Annotated in this window: 17 protein-coding genes; 8 read left to right on the top strand and 9 right to left on the bottom strand. The window is 50.8% G+C overall.

Annotated elements, in window-relative coordinates; all coding sequences use genetic code 11:
- Together EDF88_RS11480 and uhpT are read left to right on the top strand one after the other, a co-directional pair.
- The gene (locus tag EDF88_RS11480) at positions 1 to 1,329 is read left to right on the top strand and encodes an MFS transporter (protein ID WP_134184760.1); all 1,329 of its coding nucleotides are present in this window, start codon (positions 1 to 3) and stop codon (positions 1,327 to 1,329) included.
- 138 nt (positions 1,330 to 1,467) lie between these two features.
- Complete coding sequence (gene uhpT, locus EDF88_RS11475) at positions 1,468 to 2,859, top strand: hexose-6-phosphate:phosphate antiporter (RefSeq protein WP_134184758.1); 1,392 nt, start codon at positions 1,468 to 1,470, stop codon at positions 2,857 to 2,859.
- 53 nt (positions 2,860 to 2,912) lie between these two features.
- Here the strand turns inward: uhpT and EDF88_RS11470 are convergent, their stop codons facing one another.
- Complete coding sequence (locus tag EDF88_RS11470; protein ID WP_064513981.1) at positions 2,913 to 3,416, bottom strand: GNAT family N-acetyltransferase; 504 nt, start codon at positions 3,414 to 3,416, stop codon at positions 2,913 to 2,915.
- Between the two features lie 197 nt (positions 3,417 to 3,613).
- Here EDF88_RS11470 and EDF88_RS11465 point away from each other — a divergent pair, with 197 nt between their 5' ends.
- Positions 3,614 to 4,819 (top strand): DUF898 family protein, encoded by a 1,206-nt coding sequence (locus EDF88_RS11465; protein ID WP_064513979.1) that lies wholly within the window; start codon positions 3,614 to 3,616, stop codon positions 4,817 to 4,819.
- Between the two features lie 51 nt (positions 4,820 to 4,870).
- Here the strand turns inward: EDF88_RS11465 and EDF88_RS11460 are convergent, their stop codons facing one another.
- The 3 genes from EDF88_RS11460 to pepA all read right to left on the bottom strand — a co-directional run bounded on the left by EDF88_RS11460 (position 4,871) and on the right by pepA (position 9,778).
- On the bottom strand, positions 4,871 to 7,726 hold the full coding sequence (locus tag EDF88_RS11460; protein ID WP_064513977.1) for a valine--tRNA ligase: 2,856 nt from the start codon (positions 7,724 to 7,726) through the stop codon (positions 4,871 to 4,873).
- Positions 7,727 to 7,732: 6 nt separating this feature from the next.
- Entirely contained in the window at positions 7,733 to 8,191 is a 459-nt protein-coding gene (locus tag EDF88_RS11455) for a DNA polymerase III subunit chi (protein WP_034459595.1), read from the bottom strand.
- 75 nt (positions 8,192 to 8,266) lie between these two features.
- Entirely contained in the window at positions 8,267 to 9,778 is a 1,512-nt protein-coding gene (gene pepA / locus EDF88_RS11450; RefSeq protein ID WP_064513975.1) for a leucyl aminopeptidase, read from the bottom strand.
- A 276-nt stretch (positions 9,779 to 10,054) separates the two neighbouring features.
- Between pepA and lptF the strand changes: the two genes are divergently transcribed.
- Together lptF and lptG are read left to right on the top strand one after the other, a co-directional pair.
- Positions 10,055 to 11,158: an LPS export ABC transporter permease LptF gene (gene lptF, locus EDF88_RS11440; RefSeq protein ID WP_064513973.1), complete on the top strand. Its 1,104-nt coding sequence runs from the start codon at positions 10,055 to 10,057 to the stop codon at positions 11,156 to 11,158.
- Positions 11,159 to 12,238, top strand: a complete 1,080-nt coding sequence (gene lptG, locus EDF88_RS11435; protein ID WP_064513971.1) for an LPS export ABC transporter permease LptG — start codon at positions 11,159 to 11,161, stop codon at positions 12,236 to 12,238. It begins immediately after the preceding gene.
- Between the two features lie 181 nt (positions 12,239 to 12,419).
- Here lptG and EDF88_RS11430 read toward each other — a convergent pair whose 3' ends face one another.
- A complete protein-coding gene (locus EDF88_RS11430) occupies positions 12,420 to 13,922 on the bottom strand; it encodes a helicase HerA-like C-terminal domain-containing protein (RefSeq protein ID WP_134184756.1) in 1,503 nt (500 codons plus the stop codon).
- Between the two features lie 136 nt (positions 13,923 to 14,058).
- Between EDF88_RS11430 and EDF88_RS11425 the strand changes: the two genes are divergently transcribed.
- A complete protein-coding gene (locus tag EDF88_RS11425; protein WP_134184754.1) occupies positions 14,059 to 15,696 on the top strand; it encodes a glycerone kinase in 1,638 nt (545 codons plus the stop codon).
- Positions 15,697 to 15,771: 75 nt separating this feature from the next.
- On the opposite strand, the gene EDF88_RS11420 is transcribed toward EDF88_RS11425, so the two are convergent.
- Positions 15,772 to 16,272: a M48 family metallopeptidase gene (locus EDF88_RS11420; RefSeq protein ID WP_134184752.1), complete on the bottom strand. Its 501-nt coding sequence runs from the start codon at positions 16,270 to 16,272 to the stop codon at positions 15,772 to 15,774.
- 117 nt (positions 16,273 to 16,389) lie between these two features.
- Between EDF88_RS11420 and rlmG the strand changes: the two genes are divergently transcribed.
- Positions 16,390 to 17,526 carry a 23S rRNA (guanine(1835)-N(2))-methyltransferase RlmG gene (rlmG, locus tag EDF88_RS11415; RefSeq protein WP_064513965.1) on the top strand — a complete coding sequence of 379 codons (1,137 nt, stop codon included), beginning with the start codon at positions 16,390 to 16,392 and terminating at the stop codon, positions 17,524 to 17,526.
- Here the strand turns inward: rlmG and EDF88_RS11410 are convergent.
- A complete protein-coding gene (locus EDF88_RS11410; protein WP_134184750.1) occupies positions 17,523 to 19,541 on the bottom strand; it encodes an NADPH-dependent 2,4-dienoyl-CoA reductase in 2,019 nt (672 codons plus the stop codon). The genes rlmG and EDF88_RS11410 overlap by 4 nt on opposite strands.
- Positions 19,542 to 20,059: 518 nt before the next feature.
- On the opposite strand from EDF88_RS11410, the gene EDF88_RS11405 reads away from it, so the two are divergent.
- Positions 20,060 to 21,388, top strand: a complete 1,329-nt coding sequence (locus tag EDF88_RS11405; RefSeq protein WP_243839611.1) for a carbohydrate porin — start codon at positions 20,060 to 20,062, stop codon at positions 21,386 to 21,388.
- Between the two features lie 38 nt (positions 21,389 to 21,426).
- On the opposite strand, the gene lsrK is transcribed toward EDF88_RS11405, so the two are convergent.
- The gene (gene lsrK, locus EDF88_RS11400) at positions 21,427 to 23,025 is read right to left on the bottom strand and encodes an autoinducer-2 kinase (protein ID WP_064513962.1); all 1,599 of its coding nucleotides are present in this window, start codon (positions 23,023 to 23,025) and stop codon (positions 21,427 to 21,429) included.
- A 29-nt stretch (positions 23,026 to 23,054) separates the two neighbouring features.
- Positions 23,055 to 24,026 (bottom strand): transcriptional regulator LsrR, encoded by a 972-nt coding sequence (lsrR, locus tag EDF88_RS11395; protein WP_064513960.1) that lies wholly within the window; start codon positions 24,024 to 24,026, stop codon positions 23,055 to 23,057.
- Positions 24,027 to 24,183 lie beyond the last annotated feature (157 nt).

Below are 24,183 nucleotides of genomic sequence, written 5' to 3'. Positions count from 1 at the left end.
ATGTTCACTTTCCTGAAAGCCCCACCGGCGGCGACGCCAGTCAGCGATAAAGCTGAAATTGACGCACGCTATAGCTACTGGCGTCGGCATATTCTAATCACCATCTGGTTGGGCTATGCGCTGTTTTACTTCACCCGTAAAAGCTTTAATGCCGCCGCGCCGGAAATCCTCGCCAGCGGCGTGATGACACGTACCGACATCGGCCTGTTGGCTACGCTGTTTTACATAACTTATGGGCTGTCGAAATTTTTCTCCGGCATCGTCAGTGACCGCTCAAACGCCCGTTATTTTATGGGGTTGGGGCTTATCGCCACCGGTGTGGTTAACATTCTTTTTGGTTTCTCCACCTCCCTTTGGGCATTCGCGTTGCTGTGGGTGCTGAATGCCTTTTTCCAGGGTTGGGGTTCGCCGGTATGCGCCCGTTTGCTCACGGCATGGTACTCCCGTACCGAGCGCGGTGGCTGGTGGGCGGTATGGAACACCGCGCATAACGTCGGTGGGGCGCTAATCCCGATGGTGGTCGGCGCGGCGGCACTGCATTACGGCTGGCGTGCCGGGATGATGATCGCCGGTTCACTGGCTATTCTGGCCGGGTTATTTCTCTGCTGGCGTCTGCGCGATCGCCCACAAACCGTGGGCTTGCCGCCGATAGGTGACTGGCGGCACGATGAACTGGAAATCGCCCAGCAGCAGGAAGGCGCAGGTCTGACGCGCCGGGAAATCCTCTACAAGTACGTGCTGGGGAATCCCTATATCTGGCTGCTGTCACTGTGCTATGTCCTGGTTTACGTGGTGCGGGCGGCGATCAACGACTGGAGTAATCTCTATATGTCGGAGACTCTGGGCGTGGATCTGGTCACTGCGAACTCGGCGGTAACGATGTTTGAGCTGGGCGGGTTTATCGGCGCACTGGTGGCAGGCTGGGGATCGGACAAACTCTTCAATGGCAACCGTGGGCCGATGAACCTGATATTTGCCGCCGGGATTTTGCTCTCGGTAGGCTCGCTATGGCTGATGCCATTTGCCAGCTATGTGATGCAGGCGGCCTGCTTCTTCACCACAGGTTTCTTTGTGTTTGGCCCGCAGATGCTTATCGGCATGGCGGCGGCAGAGTGCTCGCATAAAGAAGCTGCGGGGGCTGCGACCGGTTTTGTTGGCCTGTTTGCTTACCTCGGCGCATCTTTGTCTGGCTGGCCGCTGGCGCGCGTGATCGATATCTGGCACTGGAACGGTTACTTCGCGGTGATTGCCATTGCGGCAGGTATTTCTGCGCTGCTGTTGCTGCCGTTCCTGAATGCCCAGTCGCCACGCGTCCGTAGCGAAGCGTGATACATCTCACCTTTTTACCTCGAATGGCGCAAAACTAAGAAATTTTCCAGGTTGTTCCTGGAAGCCATCTCAGGCCAAAGCCGCTACTGATTTTTACAATGCCTGCTATCACGCAGGTTTTTAAATCAGGAGTAACCCATGCTGGCCTTATTAAATCAGGTGCGCAAGCCGACCCTGGATCTGCCGCTCGATGTGCGGCGCAAGATGTGGTTCAAACCCTTCATGCAGTCTTACCTGGTGGTCTTTATCGGCTACCTGACCATGTATCTGATCCGTAAGAACTTCAATATCGCGCAGAACGACATGATCTCTACCTACGGGTTGAGCATGACGCAACTGGGGATGATAGGCCTGGGCTTCTCCATCACCTACGGCGTGGGTAAAACCCTGGTTTCGTACTACGCAGACGGCAAAAATACCAAACAATTCCTGCCGTTTATGCTGATCCTCTCGGCTATCTGTATGCTGGGCTTTAGCGCCAGTATGGGCACCGGTTCGGTCAGCCTGTTTTTGATGATTGCTTTCTACGCCCTGAGCGGTTTCTTCCAGAGCGCGGGTGGCTCATGCAGCTACTCCACCATCACCAAATGGACGCCGCGCCGCAAGCGCGGAACCTATCTGGGGCTGTGGAATATCTCCCATAACCTGGGCGGTGCGGGGGCCGCAGGCGTGGCGCTGATTGGCGCGAACGTTCTGTTCGACGGCCACGTTATTGGCATGTTTATCTTCCCATCCATCATTGCGCTGATTGTTGGCTTCATTGGCCTGCGTTATGGCAGCGACTCTCCTGAATCCTACGGTCTGGGCAAAGCTGAAGAATTGTTTAGCGAAGAAATCAGTGAAGAAGATAAAGAGACCGAAGACGAGTCGATGACCAAATGGCAAATCTTCGTGGAGTACGTGCTGAAGAATAAAGTTATTTGGCTGCTGTGCTTCTCTAATATCTTCCTCTACGTCGTACGCATCGGTATTGACCAGTGGTCCACGGTTTACGCGTTTCAGGAGCTGAAGCTCTCCAAAGAAGTGGCGATTCAGGGCTTTACTCTGTTTGAAGTGGGGGCATTGGTCGGCACGCTGCTGTGGGGCTGGTTGTCGGATCTGGCGAACGGTCGCCGTGCGCTGGTGGCCTGCGTTGCGCTGGCATTAATCATCGCGACTCTCGGCGTTTATCAGCACGCCAGCAACCAGTATGTCTACCTGGCATCACTGTTCGCGCTGGGCTTCCTGGTGTTTGGTCCACAATTGTTGATTGGTGTGGCGGCGGTGGGCTTCGTTCCGAAAAAAGCTATCGGTGCGGCTGACGGCATCAAAGGTACTTTCGCCTATCTGATTGGCGACAGCTTCGCTAAATTAGGGCTTGGGATGATTGCCGACGGTACGCCAATCTTTGGTCTGACTGGCTGGGCAGGGACTTTCGCAGCGCTTGATGCCGCAGCAATTTGTTGCATCGTGCTGATGGCGATGGTTGCGGTGATGGAAGAACGCAAAATCCGCCGTGATAAGCGAATTCAACGGTTAGCGACCCAATAAAAAGTTGCAGGGTTTACTGGATTGAATAGATTCAGTAAACCCGTTTAAAACGGTTACAGAGACTTAATCATCCGCACTTCGCAATCCACATGGCCGGTGCAGCCAAGCGGCTCAGAAATATGTTCAAAGCCCAGACGCTCATACAGCGCGATGGCTTCAGTCAGAAACGCCGTGGTTTCCAGATAGCAGCGCTTAAAGTCTTTTTCGCGGGCAAAATCCATTGCCTGCAACGCCAGGCGTTTTGCCAACCCTTTGCCACGCACTACTGGCAGGAAATACATCTTCTGCAATTCACAAATGTCCGGTTCGCTGCACGTTAACGGCGCGACACCACCACCACCGACGACTTCACCATCCACTTCCACAACCCAATAGGCATGACCCGGTTGGCTGTAGACCTGATAAAGCTCATCGAGATTCGGATCTGCCACGGTATAGCCTTTATCGGCGGTTAAGCCGTATTCAGCAGAGACTTCACGGATAACGCGCGCGATGGCTGCATTGTCCTGGGGGGTTATCCGGCGCAGTGCGATTTCGACCGGAGCAGCAAGATTCATAGCGTGGACTCATTAATGATGGGCTAAAGACAGCTCATTTTAATACCACTGTGAAACTTAACAAGCAAGTTTCTAAAATGTTCATTGATTCCCGCTTCGACATATTTAAAGATGTTAATGTGCGCTTAAACGCTAATCGACAAATTCGGCTGTATTAATAATTAAAAATAATAAGGAATAATTCCTTAAGGATAACTATGTCTGAGCAACAGGGGTGTACGGAAGTAAATTATTCAAGAAATCTAATGTTTCATGGTTTGGGGAAAGAGTATTTTCGTCTTTGTATCGTTAATTTTTTGTTAATAATAGTAACACTTGGCGTTTTTGCTCCCTGGGCTTTTGTACGTTCTAAAAAGTATTTATATAGTCATACTGAATTATCAGGATCTCGGTTTTCCTATAATGTTACAGGGAGCTCAATATTCATAAGCTGGGTGTTTGCAGGTGTTTTTTTACTTTCGCTTTATATGTCAATTTATCATCATGCATCTGCTCCCACTTGGTGCTTAGTCGCTGTGGTTATTTTATTTTTACCATGGCTTATGATGAGAAGTATTCGTTATCAAATGCAATCAACTATGCTTAATAATGTACGTTTTAATTTTAAATGTAGTGGTTTGAAAGCATGGTGGGTGGTGTTAGGCTGTCCAGCGTTATTATTTGCAGTGCTTTATTTTATTTGCCTAATCACTATGAGTGTCGTGTTCATTGTAATATCTATTAATCTTAAGAATATGATGATTATCATTGCGATATGCGTGATGTTTGGTTTTTTTTGGGGTGGACTTGTACAAGGCATTACAAGTGCATTGTGGCTACGTTTGCTTTTTAACAGACTGAGCTTTGGTAAGCAAAAATTTAGTGCGGAAATTAGTATCAGAAAATGTACCAGGATTATATTTGGCGGTATTTTAGTACTGCTTCCATTCATGGTAGCAATAGTTGGATTAAACTTATCGTGGCTGATAAAAGCATTATCAATAACTATGTCGGGGTATGTAGAGTCTCCATATACACTATCTGAACTTGAATCAATTAGCTCGATGATTAAGATTTCTTATTATCTTTACTTTTTCGGTGCAGTACTGTGTTGGAGTTATATCTATGTCACACTGAGAGGTTATTATTTTAACTCTGTAGTTTTTAGTGAAAAGATTGCTTTCCGTTCCACGCTTACGGTGATAGGTTTTATTATCCAACTAGTAATAAATAGTTTACTGACAGTCTGTACTTTAGGGTTCGGCTATCCGTGGGCGCGAGTTCGCTATTGTCGCTACCTTGCGAGTAATACTTGGGTAGATGGTGATTTAGACGCATTAGATCTGCAAGACCATGACGACAAAATCGCCGCAGATATTGTGAGCCGAATTTCGTGTGGGATCGTACCAGATATCAGTTTGTAGTCATAAAAAAGGCCGGGAAATCTCCCGGCCTTCTCATATCAATGCACTCAATTACAGCGCAGCTATAGTTTCTTTCTGCTCAGCCAATTTCACTTTAGCTTCGCCACATGCCGCCAGACGTTCGCGTTCTTTCGCAACTACGGCTTCTGGCGCGCGCGCCACAAAACCTTCGTTAGACAGCTTGTTTTCGATGGATGTAATTTCAACATCCAGCTTCGCCATCTCTTTGTCCAGACGCGCAAGTTCAGCCGCTTTGTCGACCAGGCCTGCCATTGGAATCAGCAGCTCTGCACCTTCGATGATTTTGGTCACGGAAACCGGGCCTTTATCATCAGCAGGCAGCAGGGTGATGCTTTCCAGACGCGCCAGGTTTTGCAGGAAGGTACGGTTCGCATTGACACGACGTTCCGCTTCCGCGCTCACGTTACGCAGCAGGATTGGCAGTGGTTTGCCCGGAGAGATGTTCATCTCAGCGCGAACGTTACGTACTGCGGTGATTGCCAGCTTCAGCCACTCGGTATCTGCAAACGCAGCTTCGTCGTCCTGTGCGCTGTTATACGCCGGGAACGGTTGCAGCATGATGGTATCTGCGGTGATGCCTTTGAAGGTTTTCACGCGCTGCCAGATGGTTTCAGTGATGAATGGAATGATTGGATGCGCAAGACGCAGCAAACCTTCCAGCACGTTAATCAGCGTATTACGCGTACCGCGCAGTTCCGCTTCAGTGCCACTGTTCATCACCGGTTTGGTCAGCTCCAGATACCAGTCACAGAACTGGTTCCAGGTGAATTCATACAGAATGTTGGCAGCGATATCAAAGCGATAGCTATCCAGCGCCTCACGGTATGCTTTCACAGTGCGGTTGAATTCCGCCAGAATCCAGCGATCCGCCAGAGACAGAACCATTTCGCCGCCGTTAAAGCCGCAATCCTGGTCTTCGGTGTTCATCATCACGAAACGGCTGGCGTTCCACAGCTTGTTACAGAAGTTACGATAACCTTCCAGGCGTTTCATGTCCCAGTTGATATCGCGACCAGTAGACGCCAGAGCTGCCAGCGTAAAGCGCAGTGCATCGGTGCCGTGTGGTTCAATGCCGTTCGGGAATTGCTTCTCGGTGCGTTTACGGATTTTCTCAGCCAGTTGTGGCTGCATCATGTTACCGGTGCGCTTCTCGAGCAGGTCTTCCAGGGAAATACCGTCAACCATATCCAGTGGATCGATAACGTTACCCTTGGACTTGGACATTTTCTGCCCTTCGTCATCACGGATAAGACCGGTCATATAGACGGTTTTAAACGGAACCTGTGGCTTGCCGTCTTCATCTTTGATGAAGTGCATGGTCAGCATGATCATGCGTGCAATCCAGAAGAAGATGATGTCGAAGCCGCTAACCATCACGCTAGTTGGGTGGAAGGTGCGCAGCGCTTCGGTGTTCTCAGGCCAGCCGAGGGTGGAGAATGTCCACAGGCCAGAAGAGAACCAGGTGTCGAGAACGTCTTCGTCTTGATTCAGTGCAACGTCGTCGCCAAGGTTGTTTTCAGCGCGAACTTCCGCTTCGTTACGGCCAACATACACATTGCCTTCGGCATCGTACCAGGCTGGGATACGGTGACCCCACCACAGCTGACGAGAAATACACCAGTCCTGAATATCGCGCATCCAGGAGAAGTACATGTTTTCGTACTGCTTCGGCACGAACTGAATGTCGCCTTGCTCAACCGCTTCAACCGCGACTTTCGCCAGCGGAGCGGTGCGCACGTACCATTGGTCGGTCAGCATTGGCTCAATAACCACGCCGCCACGGTCGCCGTATGGAACGGTCAGATCGTGTGGTTTGATCTCTTCGAGCAGGCCCATTTCATCGAACGCAGCAACTACCGCTTTACGCGCCGCGAAACGCTCAAGTTTCTGGAACTGAGCGGGGATTTCATTGCTATACACATCGGCTTCTTCGCCGTTGGTATCAAACACTTCTGCGCTCTCACGGATATCACCGTCAAAGGTCAGAATGTTGATCATTGGCAGCGCATGACGGCGGCCAACTTCGTAGTCGTTAAAGTCGTGAGCAGGCGTGATTTTCACGCAGCCGGTGCCTTTTTCCATATCAGCGTGTTCATCGCCAACGATTGGAATGCGGCGGTTAACCAGCGGCAGCACGAGGAATTTGCCGATCAGATCTTTGTAACGTGGATCTTCCGGGTTCACTGCTACGCCAGTATCGCCGAGCACGGTTTCTGGACGCGTGGTAGCAACAACCAGGTAATCTTTGCCATCAGCGGTTTTCGCGCCGTCAGCCAGCGGATAACGCAGATGCCACATAGAACCTTTGGACTCGCGGTTTTCAACTTCCAGATCGGAAATCGCAGTGCGCAGTTTCGGGTCCCAGTTAACCAGGCGTTTGCCACGATAAATCAGATCTTCTTTATACAGGCGCACGAACACTTCTTTCACCGCGTTGGACAGGCCTTCATCCATGGTGAAGCGCTCGCGCTCCCAGTCTACGGAGTTGCCGAGACGACGCATCTGACGGGTGATGGTGCCACCAGACTCTGCCTTCCACTGCCAGATTTTCTCGATAAAGGCGTCGCGGCCGTAGTCGTGACGTGTTTTCCCTTCTTCGGCGGCAATTTTGCGCTCAACGACCATCTGGGTCGCGATACCGGCGTGGTCAGTCCCCGCCTGCCACAGAGTATTTTTACCCTGCATGCGCTGGTAACGAATCATGGTGTCCATGATCGTTTGCTGGAAGGCGTGACCCATATGCAAGCTGCCGGTAACGTTCGGCGGCGGGATCATGATGCAGAAGCTTTCCTGGCTGGTGTCGCCATTTGGCTTAAAGTAGCCCTGCTGTTCCCAGTGCTCGTAAAGCGGCTGTTCGATATCTTGCGGGTTATATGTCTTTTCCATTGTCTGCTATGTCGTTCCCGGCGGGGTATGAGTCGCCGTAGTCAAGTGGAAACCAGCAACGCGATACGCCTTATAGCGATCACGGGCCAGTTGTTTTTGAGTGTCTTCGTAAGGTACGAAGTCTATCACTTCATGGAAAGCGGTGGCAAAATCTGCGAACTGTGGCAACAGGCTAATCAGCACATCGCGGGGTGAACTACCACGCCGTTGTGGCCAGGCCAATTCTACCGGAGCGCCATAACGTGGCCCCTCACCGGCAAGATTATGCGGTACAAACGCGTGCGCGTCGCGCTGCCAAAGTGCTTCATCCAGACGGATAGCTTGTTGTTCATCAACACAAGCAATCAGCAGGCGTTTTCCTGCACGAAAGCTTTCTGCCGCCAGTTCACACACCAACGCTTCAACGGCACTCAACTCACCGGATGGCGTGTCGTTGTCGAGCAGGTAGAACGTCGCGTTTTTCATTAAGCCAGCTTTTTCTTGTGAATGGTGTTTCACTCTAACCCTCTCTTGGGTGAGGGCTAGAGTGAGGGCGTTAAATTACTCTTCGCCGTTAAACCCAGAACGGTTCAACAGGAATTGTGATAACAGCGCAACAGGGCGTCCGGTTGCGCCTTTGGCTTTACCTGAACGCCATGCAGTACCTGCGATATCCAGGTGCGCCCAGTTGTACTTACGGGTAAAGCGCGACAGGAAGCAGGCTGCGGTAATTGCGCCACCTGGGCGGCCACCAATGTTTGCCATATCAGCAAAGTTGGAGTCGAGTTGATCCTGATACTCATCAGCAATCGGCAGACGCCACGCGCGGTCACCGGCTTGTTCAGATGCGCCGATAAGCTCGTGTGCCAGTGGGTTGTGGTTAGACATCAAACCGGTGATGTGATGGCCCAGGGCAATCACACACGCGCCGGTCAGCGTCGCCACATCAATTACCACATCAGGCTCGAAGCGTTCAACATAGGTCAGCACATCACACAGCACCAGACGGCCTTCGGCATCGGTGTTCAACACTTCAACCGTTTGGCCTGACATGGTGGTCAGCACATCGCCCGGGCGATAAGCACGGCCACCAGGCATGTTTTCACAGCCCGCCAGTACGCCAATCACGTTAATCGGCAGGTTCAGCTCTGCAACCATACGCATTACGCCGTATACGGATGCAGCACCGCACATATCGTACTTCATCTCATCCATGCCTTCGGCAGGTTTGATAGAAATACCGCCGGAGTCAAACGTCAGGCCTTTACCGACCAGCACGATTGGGCGCACATCAGGATCGGTGCTGCCTTTGTATTCAATAACCGACATCAGCGATTCGTTCTGGGAACCATCACCCACCGCGAGGTAGGAGTGCATGCCCAGTTCTTTCATCTGCTGTTCGCCAATCACGCGAGTGACGACATTTTTGCTATATGAGTCAGCCAGCTGACGCGCCTGGGAAGCCAGGTAAGCCGCGTTACAGATGTTTGGTGGCATGTTGCCAAGATCTTTTGCCGCTTTAATACCGGCTGCAATAGCCAGACCGTGCTGAATGGCGCGCTCACCGCTGGTCAGTTCACGGCGGGTTGGCACGTTAAACACCATTTTACGCAGCGGGCGGCGTGGCTCGCTTTTGTTGGTTTTTAACTGGTCGAAGCTATACAAAGACTCTTTTGCCGTTTCTACTGCCTGGCGTACTTTCCAGTATGTGTTGCGGCCTTTGACGTGCAGTTCGGTCAGGAAGCAGACAGCTTCCATTGAACCGGTATCGTTCAGAGTATTAATCGTTTTCTGGATAACTTGCTTATACTGACGTTCATCCAGTTCACGCTCTTTGCCACACCCAATCAACAGAATGCGCTCTGAGAGGACGTTTGGAACGTGGTGGAGCAACAAAGTTTGACCGGGTTTCCCCTCGAGCTCACCACGGCGCAAAAGTGCGCTGATGTAGCCATCGCTGATTTTATCGAGTTGTTCGGCGACCGGGGACAGGCGACGCGGTTCAAAGACTCCCACAACGATGCAGGCACTACGCTGTTTCTCGGGACTACCGCTTTTTACACTGAACTCCATGCACTACGCTCCTGAATCTTAAAGACAACGGCGGTGGCTACAGCTAGAATTGCAAGCTTTCGTAACTCATCTCCGCGGTTGCGATGACTTCGTGTTAATCTTACGAGTATGTTTTTTACGGTTTCGGCAACGTCATTTAAATCACCCTGCGCCAGTATTATGCCGGGCTTTTTAATCTTAGCGATGTTTTCGACGACTCAAGAGAATAAATGACGTATAAGCGATGAAACAAGCGATTTTCCTGCAAAAAGACTCGTTTTCACAGGCGTATTTAATGTGATTATCATAAGATATCTGGTTCGGGAGACGCTCAAAAGCCAACTTGCGATCCTCTTCATCCTGCTACTGATCTTCTTTTGTCAGAAGCTGGTCAGGATTCTCGGGGCGGCGGTTGACGGCGATATTCCGACAAACCTCGTACTTTCTTTGTTAGGACTTGGTGTGCCTGAAATGGCGCAGCTCATCCTTCCACTTAGCCTTTTCCTTGCGCTGCTCATGACGCTAGGCCGACTGTATACCGAAAGTGAAATCACGGTAATGCATGCCTGCGGTTTGAGTAAAGCGGTGCTGATCAAAGCTGCAATGATCCTCGCACTCTTTACCGGTGCAATTGCGACAGTCAACGTAATGTGGCTTGGGCCGTGGTCTTCTCGTCATCAGGACGAAGTATTGGCTGAGGCCAAAGCTAACCCTGGTATGGCTGCACTTGCTCAAGGGCAATTCCAGCAAGCGACCGACGGCAACTCAGTTTTGTTCATTGAAAGCGTTGACGGCTCAAGTTTTAAAGACGTTTTCCTGGCTCAGTTGCGCCCGAAAGGTAATGCACGTCCATCGGTAGTGGTTGCGGATTCCGGCCATTTATCCCAACGCCCAGACGGTTCGCAGGTTGTGACGCTCAATACCGGTACGCGTTTCGAAGGTACGGCATTACTGCGCGATTTTCGTATTACTGACTTCCAGGATTATCAGGCGGTTGTAGGGCACCAGACGGTGGCGCTTGACCCTGAAGATTCCAGTCAGATGTACATGAAAGCCCTGTGGACTAACGATTCGCCAAATGCTCGCGCTGAACTGCATTGGCGTCTGACACTCATCATGGCCGTTGTCATTATGGCGTTGATGGTGGTGCCATTAAGCGTGGTTAACCCACGGCAGGGGCGCGTGCTTTCAATGCTTCCGGCTATGTTGTTGTATCTGATTTTCTTCCTGCTTCAGACCTCGTTGAAATCGAATGCGGCGAAGGGGAAAATCGATCCGATGATCTGGATATGGTTGGTTAATCTGGTCTATTTTGCCATCGCGATTGTCCTCAATGTGTGGGATACGGTGCCGATGCGCCGGCTACGTGCAAGCTTTAGCAAAACACGAGGAGCGGCATAAATGTTTGGTGTTCTCGACCGTTATATCGGTAAAACCATCTTTACCACCATCATGATGACACTCTTCATGCTGGTGTCGCTGTCGGGCATTATTAAGTTTGTCGACCAGTTGAAAAAGGCCGGGCAGGGTAGCTATTCAGCAATGGGCGCAGGTGTATATACCGTCCTTAGCATTCCAAAAGATATCCAGATCTTCTTCCCGATGGCAGCACTGCTTGGTGCTCTACTTGGGTTGGGGATGCTGGCGCAACGTAGTGAACTGGTGGTGATGCAAGCTTCTGGTTTTACGCGTATGCAAATCGCGCTGTCAGTGATGAAAACGGCTATTCCGTTGGTGTTACTGACCATGGCGATTGGTGAATGGGTTGCTCCGCAAGGCGAGCAAATGGCGCGTAACTACCGTGCACAGCAGATGTATGGCGGTTCTTTGCTGACAACTCAGCAAGGCTTGTGGGCTAAAGATGGCCACAGTTTTGTCTATATCGAGCGCGTGAAAGGCGATAACGATTTGGCGGGCGTGAGTATTTATAGTTTTAACAAAGAGCGTCGCCTGCAATCTGTTCGTTATGCGGCATCGGCCCAGTACGATGTGGAACATAAGGTATGGCGTTTGTCACAGGTTGATGAGTCAAATCTGACAAATGAGAAGCAAATTACCGGTGCCCAAACCGTCAGCGGTGAGTGGAAAACCAACCTGACCCCAGACAAACTGGGTGTGGTGGCGTTGGACCCGGACGCACTTTCTATCAGCGGCCTGCACAATTATGTGAAGTATCTGAAATCCAGTGGCCAGGATGCCGGGCGTTACCAGCTCAACATGTGGAGCAAAATCTTTGCGCCGCTCTCCGTTGCGGTAATGATGCTGATGGCCCTGTCATTCATTTTTGGCCCGCTGCGTAGCGTGCCAATGGGTGTACGGGTTGTCACTGGTATCAGCTTTGGTTTCGTCTTCTACGTGCTTGACCAAATCTTTGGCCCGCTAAGCCTCGTGTATAGCATCCCACCGATTTTGGGTGCGTTGTTACCCAGTGCGACGTTCTTCCTTATCAGTCTTTGGATGATGATGAAGCGCTCGGGCTAATACCCGTCATACTTCGAGTTGCAGGGGTGTTGGCTGCGCTCGCAAATCCCAGTCACTTACTTATGTAAGCTCCTGGGAGTTTGCTCTCTTGCCGCCTACCTGCACCTCGAATTATTTTGGGTATTGACCTGATTGACTAAAATGGCCTTTCTCGTAAAAGCGAAGGACTAAAGTGTAGAAATTACCGTTTACGCCCACCCATAATACTGCCTAAAACTCCGCGAATAATTTGGTTAGTTACCTGGCGTGCCGCACTCTTCGCCATGGTTTGCACTACGCCATCTTTCTTGCCGCCACGCGGCCCTGTGGTGCCAAACAGAATATCTTTCAGCCCGCCGAGAATACCGCTATCAACCGCTACAGCTTCACCTTTAGCAGGTGGTGCATTTTGTTGCTCACCAGCCGTCTGAACGCCCTTTTGCAAACGCTCATACGCCGATTCTCTGTCGACAGTTTCATCGTATTTGCCGTACAGCGGTGAGTGGTTAAGTAACCCGTTGCGTTCATCGTCAGTGACTGGTCCCATACGTGAACACGGGGCGATAACCATGGCTCGCTCAACCACTGTTGGGCTGCCTTTTTCATCCAGCAATGAGATAAGTGCCTCGCCGGTTCCTAACTCCTGAATCGCTTTTTCGGTATCGAATTTTGGATTTGCGCGCATGGTTTGTGCGGCGGTTTTTACGGCTTTTTGGTCTTTAGGCGTAAAAGCACGCAGTGCATGTTGAATGCGGTTACCGAGCTGGCCGAGCACGGTGTCTGGAATATCAGATGGGTTTTGGGAAACAAAATAGACCCCAACGCCTTTGGAACGAATCAGGCGAATTACCTGCTCGATTTTGTCCAACAATACCTGTGGGGCATCGTTAAACAATAGATGCGCTTCGTCGAAGAAGAACACCAGTTTGGGTTTTTCCAGGTCGCCCGCTTCAGGTAATTGCTCATAGATTTCCGAAAGCATCCACAACAGGCTGGCGGCGTAAAGTTTGGGCATCTGATAGAGCTTTTCGGCTGATAGAATATTGATAATTCCTTTACCATTAGCATCAGTGCGCATCCAGTCTTTGATATCCAGCATCGGTTCGCCAAAGAAATATTCAGCTCCCTGTTGCTCAAGCTGCAACAGCCCACGCTGAATGGCACCCACAGATGCACTGCTGATATTGCCATATTGGTTCTGGAACGATTTTGCGTTATCGCCGATGTACTGTGTTGCTGCCCGTAGGTCTTTAAAATCGAGCAGTAATAAACCCTGATCGTCAGCAATGCGGAAGATGATTTGCAGTACGCCGGACTGGACTTCATTGAGGTTGAGCAGACGTGAAAGTAGCAATGGGCCAAGATCGGACACCGTTGCTCGCACCGGGTGGCCTTTTTCGCCAAAAATATCCCACAAGACAACTGGATTGCTATGAGGTGACCAGTCAGTCACGCCAATTTTGGCAAGCCTTGCGAGCAGCTTTTCGGATTCAGCACCCTCTTGCGCAATACCCGTGAGGTCGCCTTTTACATCAGCCATAAATACTGGCACACCGATTTCTGAAAATGACTCGGCCAGTTTTTGCAGCGTCACGGTTTTACCAGTGCCCGTAGCCCCGGTTATTAACCCGTGACGGTTTGCCATACTGGGCAACAGATGCAGTTCTTGTTCGGTGGTTCTGGCAATCAGGAGCGGCGCAGTCATGGTGATTTTCCTGTGGCAACATTTCCATAAGCATAGCAAGTGGATAGGGAACGTCATCACGCAAAAATCCTGGTTTGCGGCATCTCTCGCAGCAAAGGCTATGCTTTGCATATGTATTACTTATTGTTGGGAAACTATGTCCAGATTCTTCTTTAATGACCGCCAGCAAATGGTCAACGATGCCATCGAAGGCGTCATCATCAGCTCTCGTTTTCATAACCTGGCCCGGTTAGATACCGATCCCGCTATTCGCGTGGTGGTACGTAAAGACTGGAACAAAAGCAAAGTAGCGATTATTTCTGGCGGTGGTTCGGGCCATGAACCTGCGCACGCAGGCTTTGTTGGTAAGGGGATGCTCACCGCTGCGGTATGTGGCGACCTGTTCGCATCACCGAGCGTGGATGCGGTATTAAACGCCATTGTGGCCGTTACCGGCGACCGTGGTTGCCTGCTTATCGTCAAAAACTATACCGGTGACCGCCTGAATTTCGGGCTGGCAGCCGAGAAAGCTAAAAAGCACGGCCTGAGAGTGGAGATGGTTATTGTTGGTGATGATATTTCTCTGCCCGATAACAAGCAGCCGCGTGGAATTGCCGGGACGGTACTGGTACACAAAATTGCGGGCTTTGCCGCAGAGCAGGGGAAATCACTGAGTGATGTTCGAGACATCGCGCAAAGTGCCTGCGACAGCATTGCCAGCATCGGTGTCGCCATGCAAACCTGCAATCTGCCCGATCAACACGAGGAAGAAGGGCGCATCAAAGGCGGCCATGTTGAGTTAGGGCTGGGTATCCACGGTGAACCTGGTGCAAGCACTGTTGCCAGCCAGAACAGTCAGCAAACGGTGGCGACGCTGGTAAAACATTTGCGTAAAAAAACCGGTACAGACACAAGGCTTGCGGTGCTAGTCAACAACCTGGGCGGAGTGTCATCGCTGGAGATGGCTATTCTGACCAAAGAGCTTGCGCATTCAGAATTAAAAGAACAAATCGACTATTTGATTGGCCCGGCGCCGTTGGTTACCGCGCTTGATATGAAAGGTTTTTCGCTCTCAACCATTGTGCTTAATGACGAATTTATTAAAGCGTTACAGGCAGATGTAGAAACGGCGGGCTGGCAAACCATGGTGAAGCTTCACGCAATGCCGATGCAAAAACACAGCATTATCCGTAAGGGGATGCAGGTAAAATCATCGGAAAATGCCACGGTGAAAGCACTGGTCGTCAGTATCACAAAGACGCTTATCGAGCAGGAAAAAGCGTTGAATGCTCTGGATGCAAAAGTAGGGGATGGCGACACCGGCTCCACGTTTGCACAGGGTGCGCGGGATATCACTCAGCTTAATGATGATGGGAAACTGCCACTCAATGATCCGGCCGTTTTGCTGGAGTTGATTGGTGAACGGCTTGCCACGGTGATGGGCGGCTCAAGCGGTGTATTGATGTCCATTTTCTTCACGGCAGCGGGGCAAAAGGTGGCTAAAAAGCAGCCGATTGCCGATGCGCTGTTGTTTGGTCTTGAACAGATGAAACGCTACGGCGGTGCCGATCTTGGCGATCGTACGTTAATAGACGCGTTGCAGCCTGCACTTGAAGCCTTGAAAGATAGCGATTTGAACGCTGCAGTGAAGGCTGCACAAGATGGTGCAGAGGCAACGGCGCAGATGCAAAAGGCGAATGCCGGGCGCTCGTCATATGTGAACAGCGATAACCTGAAAGGGGTGAAAGATCCTGGGGCTGTGGCAATTGCTGCGGTCTTTGCCGGGTTGAAGTAATGGCATCGTGATTGTGTCGGATGTCGCTGGCGCTATTCCGACCTACAATTGCATGATTTGGCAGGAAGATGTTGCTCAAGCCTGCCCGTTCAATGCCATCTGCGTTAACCAAAGCCGCGTATCAAACTCCAGTTGGTGATATTGCGGCTCCATATGGCAGCACAGTGAATAGAATGCTTTGTTGTGGTCTTTCTCTTTCAGGTGAGCCAGCTCGTGAACCACAATCATGCGCAAAAAGGCTTCTGGCCCATTCTTAAATACCGTCGCGACACGAATCTCCGCTTTGGCTTTTAGCTTGTTTCCCTGAACGCGTGACACTGCCGTGTGTAAGCCCAGTGCATTATTTAGCACGTGAATCTTGCTGTCATAAGCCACTTTATTCACCGGTGGCGCATTGCGCAGATACTGGTTTTTCAGATCTTGCGTCCACGCATACAACGCTTTATCGGTGGTGATGTTATGCGTATACGGATACCGTTTTTGCAGCACCTCGCCCAGACGTTGTTCCGCAATTAATGTTCTGACCTGTGCGAGCAAATGCTCGGGATAGCCTTGAAGGTAGGTTAAATTGCTCATTAGATCTCGCTCGCTCGACGTCTTTCAAAAGGCAGTTGCGCAGTTTGAGGAAAAAAAAGGGTATACTCACGCCCCCATTCGGGGATTACGCCGAAATTTTACCATCCAGGAGGGCCGATGAGCCAATTAGACGACGGTTTCCGTTCACTGACACTAAAACGTTTTCCAGAAACGGATGACGTTAACCCACTACAGGCGTGGGAAGCTGCCGATGATTATCTTTTGCAGCAACTGGACGAAATCGAAATCAGTGGCCCGGTCCTGATTTTTAACGACACTTTCGGGGCGCTGTCTTGCGTGCTGGCTGAACACAAGCCATACAGCATCAGTGACTCGTATCTTAGCGAACTGGCTATCCGTGAGAACTTGCGTGAGAACGGCATCGTTGAATCCAACGTAACGTTCCTTGATAGCACCGTTAAATACCCGGAAGCGCCAGCCGTGGTTCTGATTAAGATCCCTAAAACGCTGGCACTGCTTGAGCAACAGCTTCGTGCTTTGCGCCATGTTGTGACCCCTGAAACACGTATTATCGCGGGTGCTAAAACGCGTGATATTCACAACTCAACTATCGAGTTGTTTGAAAAGATCCTTGGGCCAACCACCACAACACTTGCGTGGAAAAAAGCACGTCTGATCAACACGACGTTCAATGCTCCGGCAATTAAAGAAGTACCCGAAACGCTGAACTGGAAACTGGAAGGCACGCCGTGGACGATTCATAACCACGCTAACGTCTTTTCCCGTACCGGTCTGGATATTGGCGCGCGCTTCTTTATCGAAAATCTACCGACAGGCCTTGAAGGTGAAATTGTTGATTTAGGTTGTGGTAACGGCGTGGTCGGTTTGCACTTGCTTGAGCAAAACCCGGAAGCGAACGTGGTATTTGTTGATGAATCACCGATGGCCGTTGCTTCAAGCCGCCTGAACGTTGAAACCAACATGCCAGAAAACCTGGATCGTTGTGAGTTTATGATCAACAACGCATTGTCCGGTGTTGAGCCATACCGCTTTAACACTATTCTGTGCAACCCACCGTTCCATCAGCAGCATGCGCTGACCGATCAGGTTGCGTGGGAAATGTTCCACCACGCCCGTCGTTGCCTGCAAAATGGCGGCGAGCTGTACATCGTTGCTAACCGCCATCTGGATTACTACCACAAACTGAAGAAGATCTTCGGTAACTGTGACACCGTTGCTACGAACAAGAAATTCGTCGTATTAAAAGCCGTGAAACTAGGCCGTCTTCGCTAAATTTCCAGTGCTAAACGGGTGCCCTGCGCGATTGCGCGCCGGGCATCCAGCTCCATCGCCACATCCGCACCACCAATCAAATGCATTGTTTTCCCCAGTTCACGCAACGGTTGTGCCAGTTCACGGCGTGAGTCTTGCCCGGCACAAATAATCACGTTATCGATCGCCAGCGTTTGTGGCTCTCCACCGACTGTAATATGTAGCCCTTCATCGTCAATGCGTTCATAAGTCACACCCGCCACCATTTTCACACCGCGAGCTAACAGTGTTGTGCGATGGATCCAGCCCGTTGTTTTGCCCAATCCTTCGCCTGGCTTACTGGTTTTGCGCTGTAGCATCACAATCTGGCGTGGGCTTTTATGTAGATGCACACCTTCCGGACGCAAGCCCCCCGCATGTTGCAGGCTAGTGTCGATGCCCCATTCCACGCAAAACTCGGCGATATTCTGGCTGGTGGACTCCCCTTCCTGGCTTAAATACATCGCGGTATCAAAACCAATTCCGCCAGCACCGATGATTGCCACGCGGTCACCCACTGGCGCTTTCTCACGCAGTACATCGATATAATTGAGCACTTTAGGATGCATGATGCCGTCAATAAGCGGCAAGCGTGGCTCGATGCCGCAGGCGAGAATAATCTCGTCGAATTCTTTAAGCAGCGGGGCGGTGACGTACTGATTCAGGCGTACTTCAACGCCCGTAATCCCTAGCATGCGGCGGTAGTAGCGCAGTGTTTCGTAAAATTCCTCTTTGCCGGGGATCTGCTTGGCAATATTAAACTGCCCACCGATTTCCGAAGCGGCATCGAATAATGTCACTTTGTGGCCACGCGCTGCGGCGTTGATCGCAAAAGCTAATCCTGCGGGTCCTGCCCCCACTACCGCCAGGTTTTTATGCACTGTGGCCGGGACGATGGGCATTTTGGTTTCATGACAGGCACGCGGGTTTACCAGGCAAGAAGTGACTTTACCGAGGAAAATCTGGTCCAGACACGCCTGATTACAGCCGATGCAGGTATTGATCTCATCTTCACGCCCTTGCTCGGCTTTAGACACAAACTCGGCATCGGCGAGGAATGGCCGCGCCATTGACACCATATCGGCATCACCTTCGGCAAGGATCTTTTCGGCAGTTTGCGGATCGTTAATGCGGTTGGTGGTGACTAAAGGGATCGAAACCTGTCCTTTTAATTTGCGTGTTACCCAGCTGAATGCACCGCGCGGCACAGGTGTTGCGATGGTTGGAATACGCGCTTCATGCCAGCCAATGCCAGTGTTAATCAACGTGGCACCGGCTTTTTCAATCGCTTTTGCAAGTTCAACGGCTTCTTCAAACGTGCCGCCGCCATCGACCAAATCCAGCATCGACAGGCGATAAATGATAATAAAATTCGCTCCCACTTTCTCACGCACCGCGCGTACCACTTCGATGGCAAAACGCATGCGTCGGGTGTAATCGCCGCCCCACTCATCATCGCGCTGGTTAGTCCTTGCCGCCAGAAACTGGTTAATTAGGTAGCCTTCAGACCCCATGATTTCCACGCCGTCATATCCGGCTTGTTGCGCGAGATGTGCGCACTGAGCAAACTCTTCAATCAACGTAAGGATTTCATCATGGGTTAATGCATGAGGCTTAAAGCGGTTGATCGGAGCCTGAATAGCGGAAGGGGCGACCGGGTTTGGCTGGTAGCTGTAGCGCCCGGTGTGCAGGATTTGCAGGGCAATCTTCCCACCTTCACGGTGCACGGCGTCGGTCACGATGCGGTGGTGGGCAAGCTGGCTTTCATCATTGAGTACCGCGCCGCTTTCCACACCGACACCCGAAGGGGAAGGGGCAACGCCGCCAGTCACAATCAATGCCACACCGTGACGCGCACGCTCGGCATAAAAAGCGGCTAAACGCTCGGCGCCATTCGGATGTTCTTCAAGTCCGGTATGCATCGAACCCATCAGCACACGGTTTTTAAGCTGGGTGAAACCCAGATCTAGCGGGGCAAGCAGCGACGGATAGCTCATATTCTCTTCCTGAAAGGTCATTATTATTATGTGGTCGGATGAGTTAGTAATTTAGCGGGATGTAGCGTAAATGTGGAAAAGTTGTCTGATGATTGTGACGTGATTCAAAGAACGATGAAGTTTTTCCTCTCCAGCAACGCGGCCTTCCGATTGCTCTCAGTTATGAATTTACGTTTACGTATGCATAAATTTCGTTAAAAAACTGAGGGTAATATATATATATCTATTTTCATATTCTCATGATGAATATATCATCGCTCTGTTTTAATTTTTATTTATTCGAATGTGATAAAGCTACGGTTCTGGCACTTAATATTTTGAAGTGAAAAATAAAAGTTGCTATTTTGTTTTTTGTTGTAATTAAAGCTAGAGCTGCGATTTATTTTATTCTCTATATATTAGTATGCTCTTATCTATTCACGAGGATTATATAAATTATTCATTTATAAGGATGTATGATGCGTATAAAAATAAAGTTTTTAGCATTATTTACGAGTGCGGTAATATCCAGTGGAGCTATGGCTTCAAACAATGAACGTGCGTTAGAACAACGCCTTGACCTGTTAGAACAAAGGCTTATAGCAGCTGAAAAACGTGCGTCCACGGCAGAATCAGAAATTCAAAAAATAAAATCTACCCCAGCACCCGTCACTGCTCCTGTTACTGTTGTCAGTGAGCAATCTGTTAATAGTAAAACCGATAATCAATCACCAAAATTACAATTAACGGGGTACGGAGATCTAAAAATTTATGGCGACGTGGAATTTAATATGGATGCCGCCAGCCGCAGTAATGGTCTGACATCTATGCGTCGTAGTGCCAATATTAACTGGGCAGATGGTAATAACGAACGCTGGGATATTAATGGTCGTTTACTGCTTGGGTTTGATGGTTATCGCCGAATGGATGACGGCAAATTTGCGGGTTTCACTGCACAACCATTGGCAGACTTAACCGGGCATATGAATCTTGATGATGCAGCGTTCTTCTTTGGCCAGGAAAATGACTGGAAAATTAAGATCGGGCGTTTCGAAGCCTACGATATGTTCCCGCTTAACCAGGATACCTTTGTCGAGTACTCGGGCAATACTGCAAATGATCTTTACGGTGATGGCTACGGCTATATCTACATGATGAAAGAAGGGCGTGGGCGTAGCGATTCTGGCGGTAGCTTCCTGATGAGCAAAACAATAGATAATTGGTATTTTGAGTTGAATACCTTGCTGGAAGACGGCACCTCGCTCTACCAGGACAAGGAATATCATGGTAACGAATTGACTAAAGATAAGAATGTGGCTTATCTGCGTCCGGTGATCTCTTGGTCGCAAGATGCATTCTCGGTTGCTGCCGCGATGGAAGCCCAAGTGGTGGATAACGCTTACGGTTACAAAGATGCCAACGGTAAAATAGTAGATCAATCCAGCCGTACTGGTTACGGCTTGACCATGACGTGGAATGGACTGAAAAACGATCCGGATAACGGCATCGTTGCTAACTTCAATACGGCCTACCTCGACGCCGCCGATGAAACCGATTTCACCGCAGGTGTCAACGCATTGTGGCAGCGCTTCGAGCTAGGTTATATCTACGCGCATAACGACATTGATAAGTTTGATGTTAACTCAGCGATGGGTACCTGTGACGACGATTGCTGGATAACCAATGCCGGCACTTACGATATCCACACCATCCACTCTTCCTATCAATTCCCGAACGTGATGGGTATGAAGAACTTTAATATTTATCTCGGGACTTATGTGTCGTGGGTTAGTGCTGATCATGACGGCAGTGATGGCGACGACAACACGCGCTACGGTGGACGTGTGAGATTTAAATATTATTTCTAATGTGAGTTAGAAGCGCCCTCACCCTAACCCCGGACCGTTCAGCCCTCAGGGAGAAGGCCTGGCTGAGGGCGCATCACCAGGCCTGGGGCCTTCCACATAGAAGTGGTTAAACCGCTATCCACCAGTGTGAGCTGGTCAGCATACACCTTCGTCCATTTGCGTTTCATCTCGTCATACAGCTCACGGTGCGCTCGATTTGGCGTGAATTCGCGTTGCCATTGCACAAGGCGCTCACCCGCTTCGGCAAGGTCGTTAAACAACCCAGCACCTACGCCTGCGGCAATAGCACAACCGAGTGCTGTCGCCTCTTTAACGACTGGCACACGCACTGGTAGCCCTGTTACATCACTCAGGATCTGGCTCCACAACGCGCCTTTAGAACCACCGCCTGCAAATACCAATGATTCAAACTGGATGCCGGAAAAACCGGAAATCTGCTCAAGATTGCACGCTGAAACAATCGCAGCATTCTCTTCTAACGCACGGAATAGTGTCGCTTTATTGCATTTTTCGGGGTCGATTGAGAGGTTAATAAACGACGGTGCTGCGTGATACCACTGTTTGAAATGCATGGCGTCGGAGAAAATCGGCATCACGCCGTGAGAGCCCGCAGGAACTCGCGCAGCCATATCTTCGAGCAGGGCGTAAGTGTCCACGCCAAGCCTTTCTGCCAGCAGTTTTTCTTCGGCGCAGAAAGCATCCCGGAACCAACGCATCGTCAGGCCGGTGAAGAAGCTGATAGATTCCGCCTGCACCATGTTGCCGATGACATGCGGGTTAATGCGGATATTCATCTCCGGATCGGTTTTGATAGCAGGCAGGTTCACTACCTGCTGCCAGAATGTCCCACCCAATACTGCCGCCTGCCCGGCGCGGACTACGCCAAGCCCGACACAACCTAGCTGCACATCGCCACCACCCATAACCACCGGTGTGCCAGCCAGTAAACCACTGTGCTGCGACGCTTCTTGTGTTACACCACCAAGTACCGTACCGGTTTCTTTAACTGGCGAGAGAATATCTGCCCGCAATCCAGCCATATCCATCAGTGACGGTTGCCAGTCACGGGTCGCCAGATCAAGCATTCCTGTTGTACCTGCATTAGAAGGATCGACTGCCAGCTCGCCGCTGAGTTTCGCCGCCAGCCAGTCGCTGATCATGGTCACGGTCGCAGCCTGGCGATAAATATCCGGACGATGATGCGCAAGCCACAACAGGCGCGGCATAGCGCTTAGCGCCAGCGTTTGGCCAGAAACATGATAAACCTCGGATTCAAACTGGAAATCATGGATCTCTTTAAGTTCGCTGACTTCACGGCTGGCGCGGGCATCAACGTTGGCACATGCCCAGATAGGATCGCCGTTACGATCGTAGAGCACGATCCCTTCGCGCATTGAACAGCAGGAAACGGCGCTGATAGCACCCGGTGGAAGATGTGCTTTTTGGAGAGCTTCACGGATGCACTGGCAGGCAAGCTGCCAGTTGGTTGCGAGATCAAACTCCATCGATCCGGGGACATCGGTGATGCTTAAATGTTTCCATTCAGCCTGGCCGACGGCAATCTGGTGGCCTGAAGTATCAAAGATGACGGCGCGAATACTGCCCGTCCCGGCGTCTAATGCCAACAAGTAACTCATTGATTATCCCCGCAACCTAAGGCGCGAGGTTAATCAGCCAAAGCTAACACCGCCCGCGCAGTCTCTTCTTCCGTCACCAGGCCGTTTATTCGCAGGCCTCGAAGTGCGGCATAAATAGCGTCCGCTTTGTCCACGCCTCCCGCGACACCCACAATGGTTGGGAGATGCGCCAGGTCGTCGAGCGTTACGCCAAGCAGTTCGCGGTGAATTTCCAGAGCTTCCACCAGTTCGCCATCCGCTTGCAGGAAATAGCCAAGAATATCGCCCACAGCACCTTTGCGGGCGTACATCAGTTGTTCTCCCTCGCTGATATAACCGGAACGTAAAATGGTCGCATCACGCTTCTGGTTGATAGCGCCGATACCCACCACTGCGACATCCGCGGCCGTGGCGGCGAGAATGACATCCCGCACGCTCGACTCCATGCGTAAAATCTCTGCCACTTGTGGCGATGAAACCCGCAGTGGTGCCGGGATCATGCTAACGCTACATGCTGCATCCAATTGTCCGATGCCAGTCATGTACGGCCCAACACCGCCGGAAAGCGTCACCAGACGAATCTGTTGCGAGCTGATAAAACCACTCAAATGTTGGAGGCAATTCATCGTTGCCTCACCAAATCCCACCGCCAACAACTGCCCTGGTTCCAGAATCCCCATCAGTGATTGCGCTGCGCCAATGCCTAATCGCGTGTTCATCGGCGGGGTGTTATGCGCGGGAAGTACACGCGCAATTTTGAGGCCGAATCGCTGCTGCAACTGGGTTTCCAGTGCCAGGCATCCTTCAAAACGCGAGTTAATCTGTACGCGAATCACCCCAGATTGACGCCCTTTCTCCAGTAAGCGTGAAATCTTTAACCGTGGCAGCCCAAGTCGCTCACCAATATCATTCTGCGTCAGGCCGTCGTGGTAGTAAGACCAGGCCACGCGTGCCAATAGCTCTTCTTCGGCCATGGGGAGTGCTGCTAGTTTCCCTTCTTCTGCTGCTCGTTTATCGCTCATAAGTGAACTCTTATTAAAATTTAGATCATATGTTCGAAGGTGCGGGGCAAGAAAATGTGAAGCGCACGGCAAAAAGATCATTTTCAGATGCAAATGGTTTAGCTGATCTATTTAAAAATTTTGTGATCTCTGCCCTGTTGTAAAAATTACCCGGCGT

Origin of the sequence: Buttiauxella sp. BIGb0552, assembly GCF_004366275.1 — a bacterium.
Taxonomy (GTDB): Bacteria; Pseudomonadota; Gammaproteobacteria; order Enterobacterales; family Enterobacteriaceae; genus Buttiauxella; species Buttiauxella gaviniae.
Note: the sequence above shows the minus strand (reverse complement) of the source record. Positions and strands in the feature narration are given on the sequence as shown.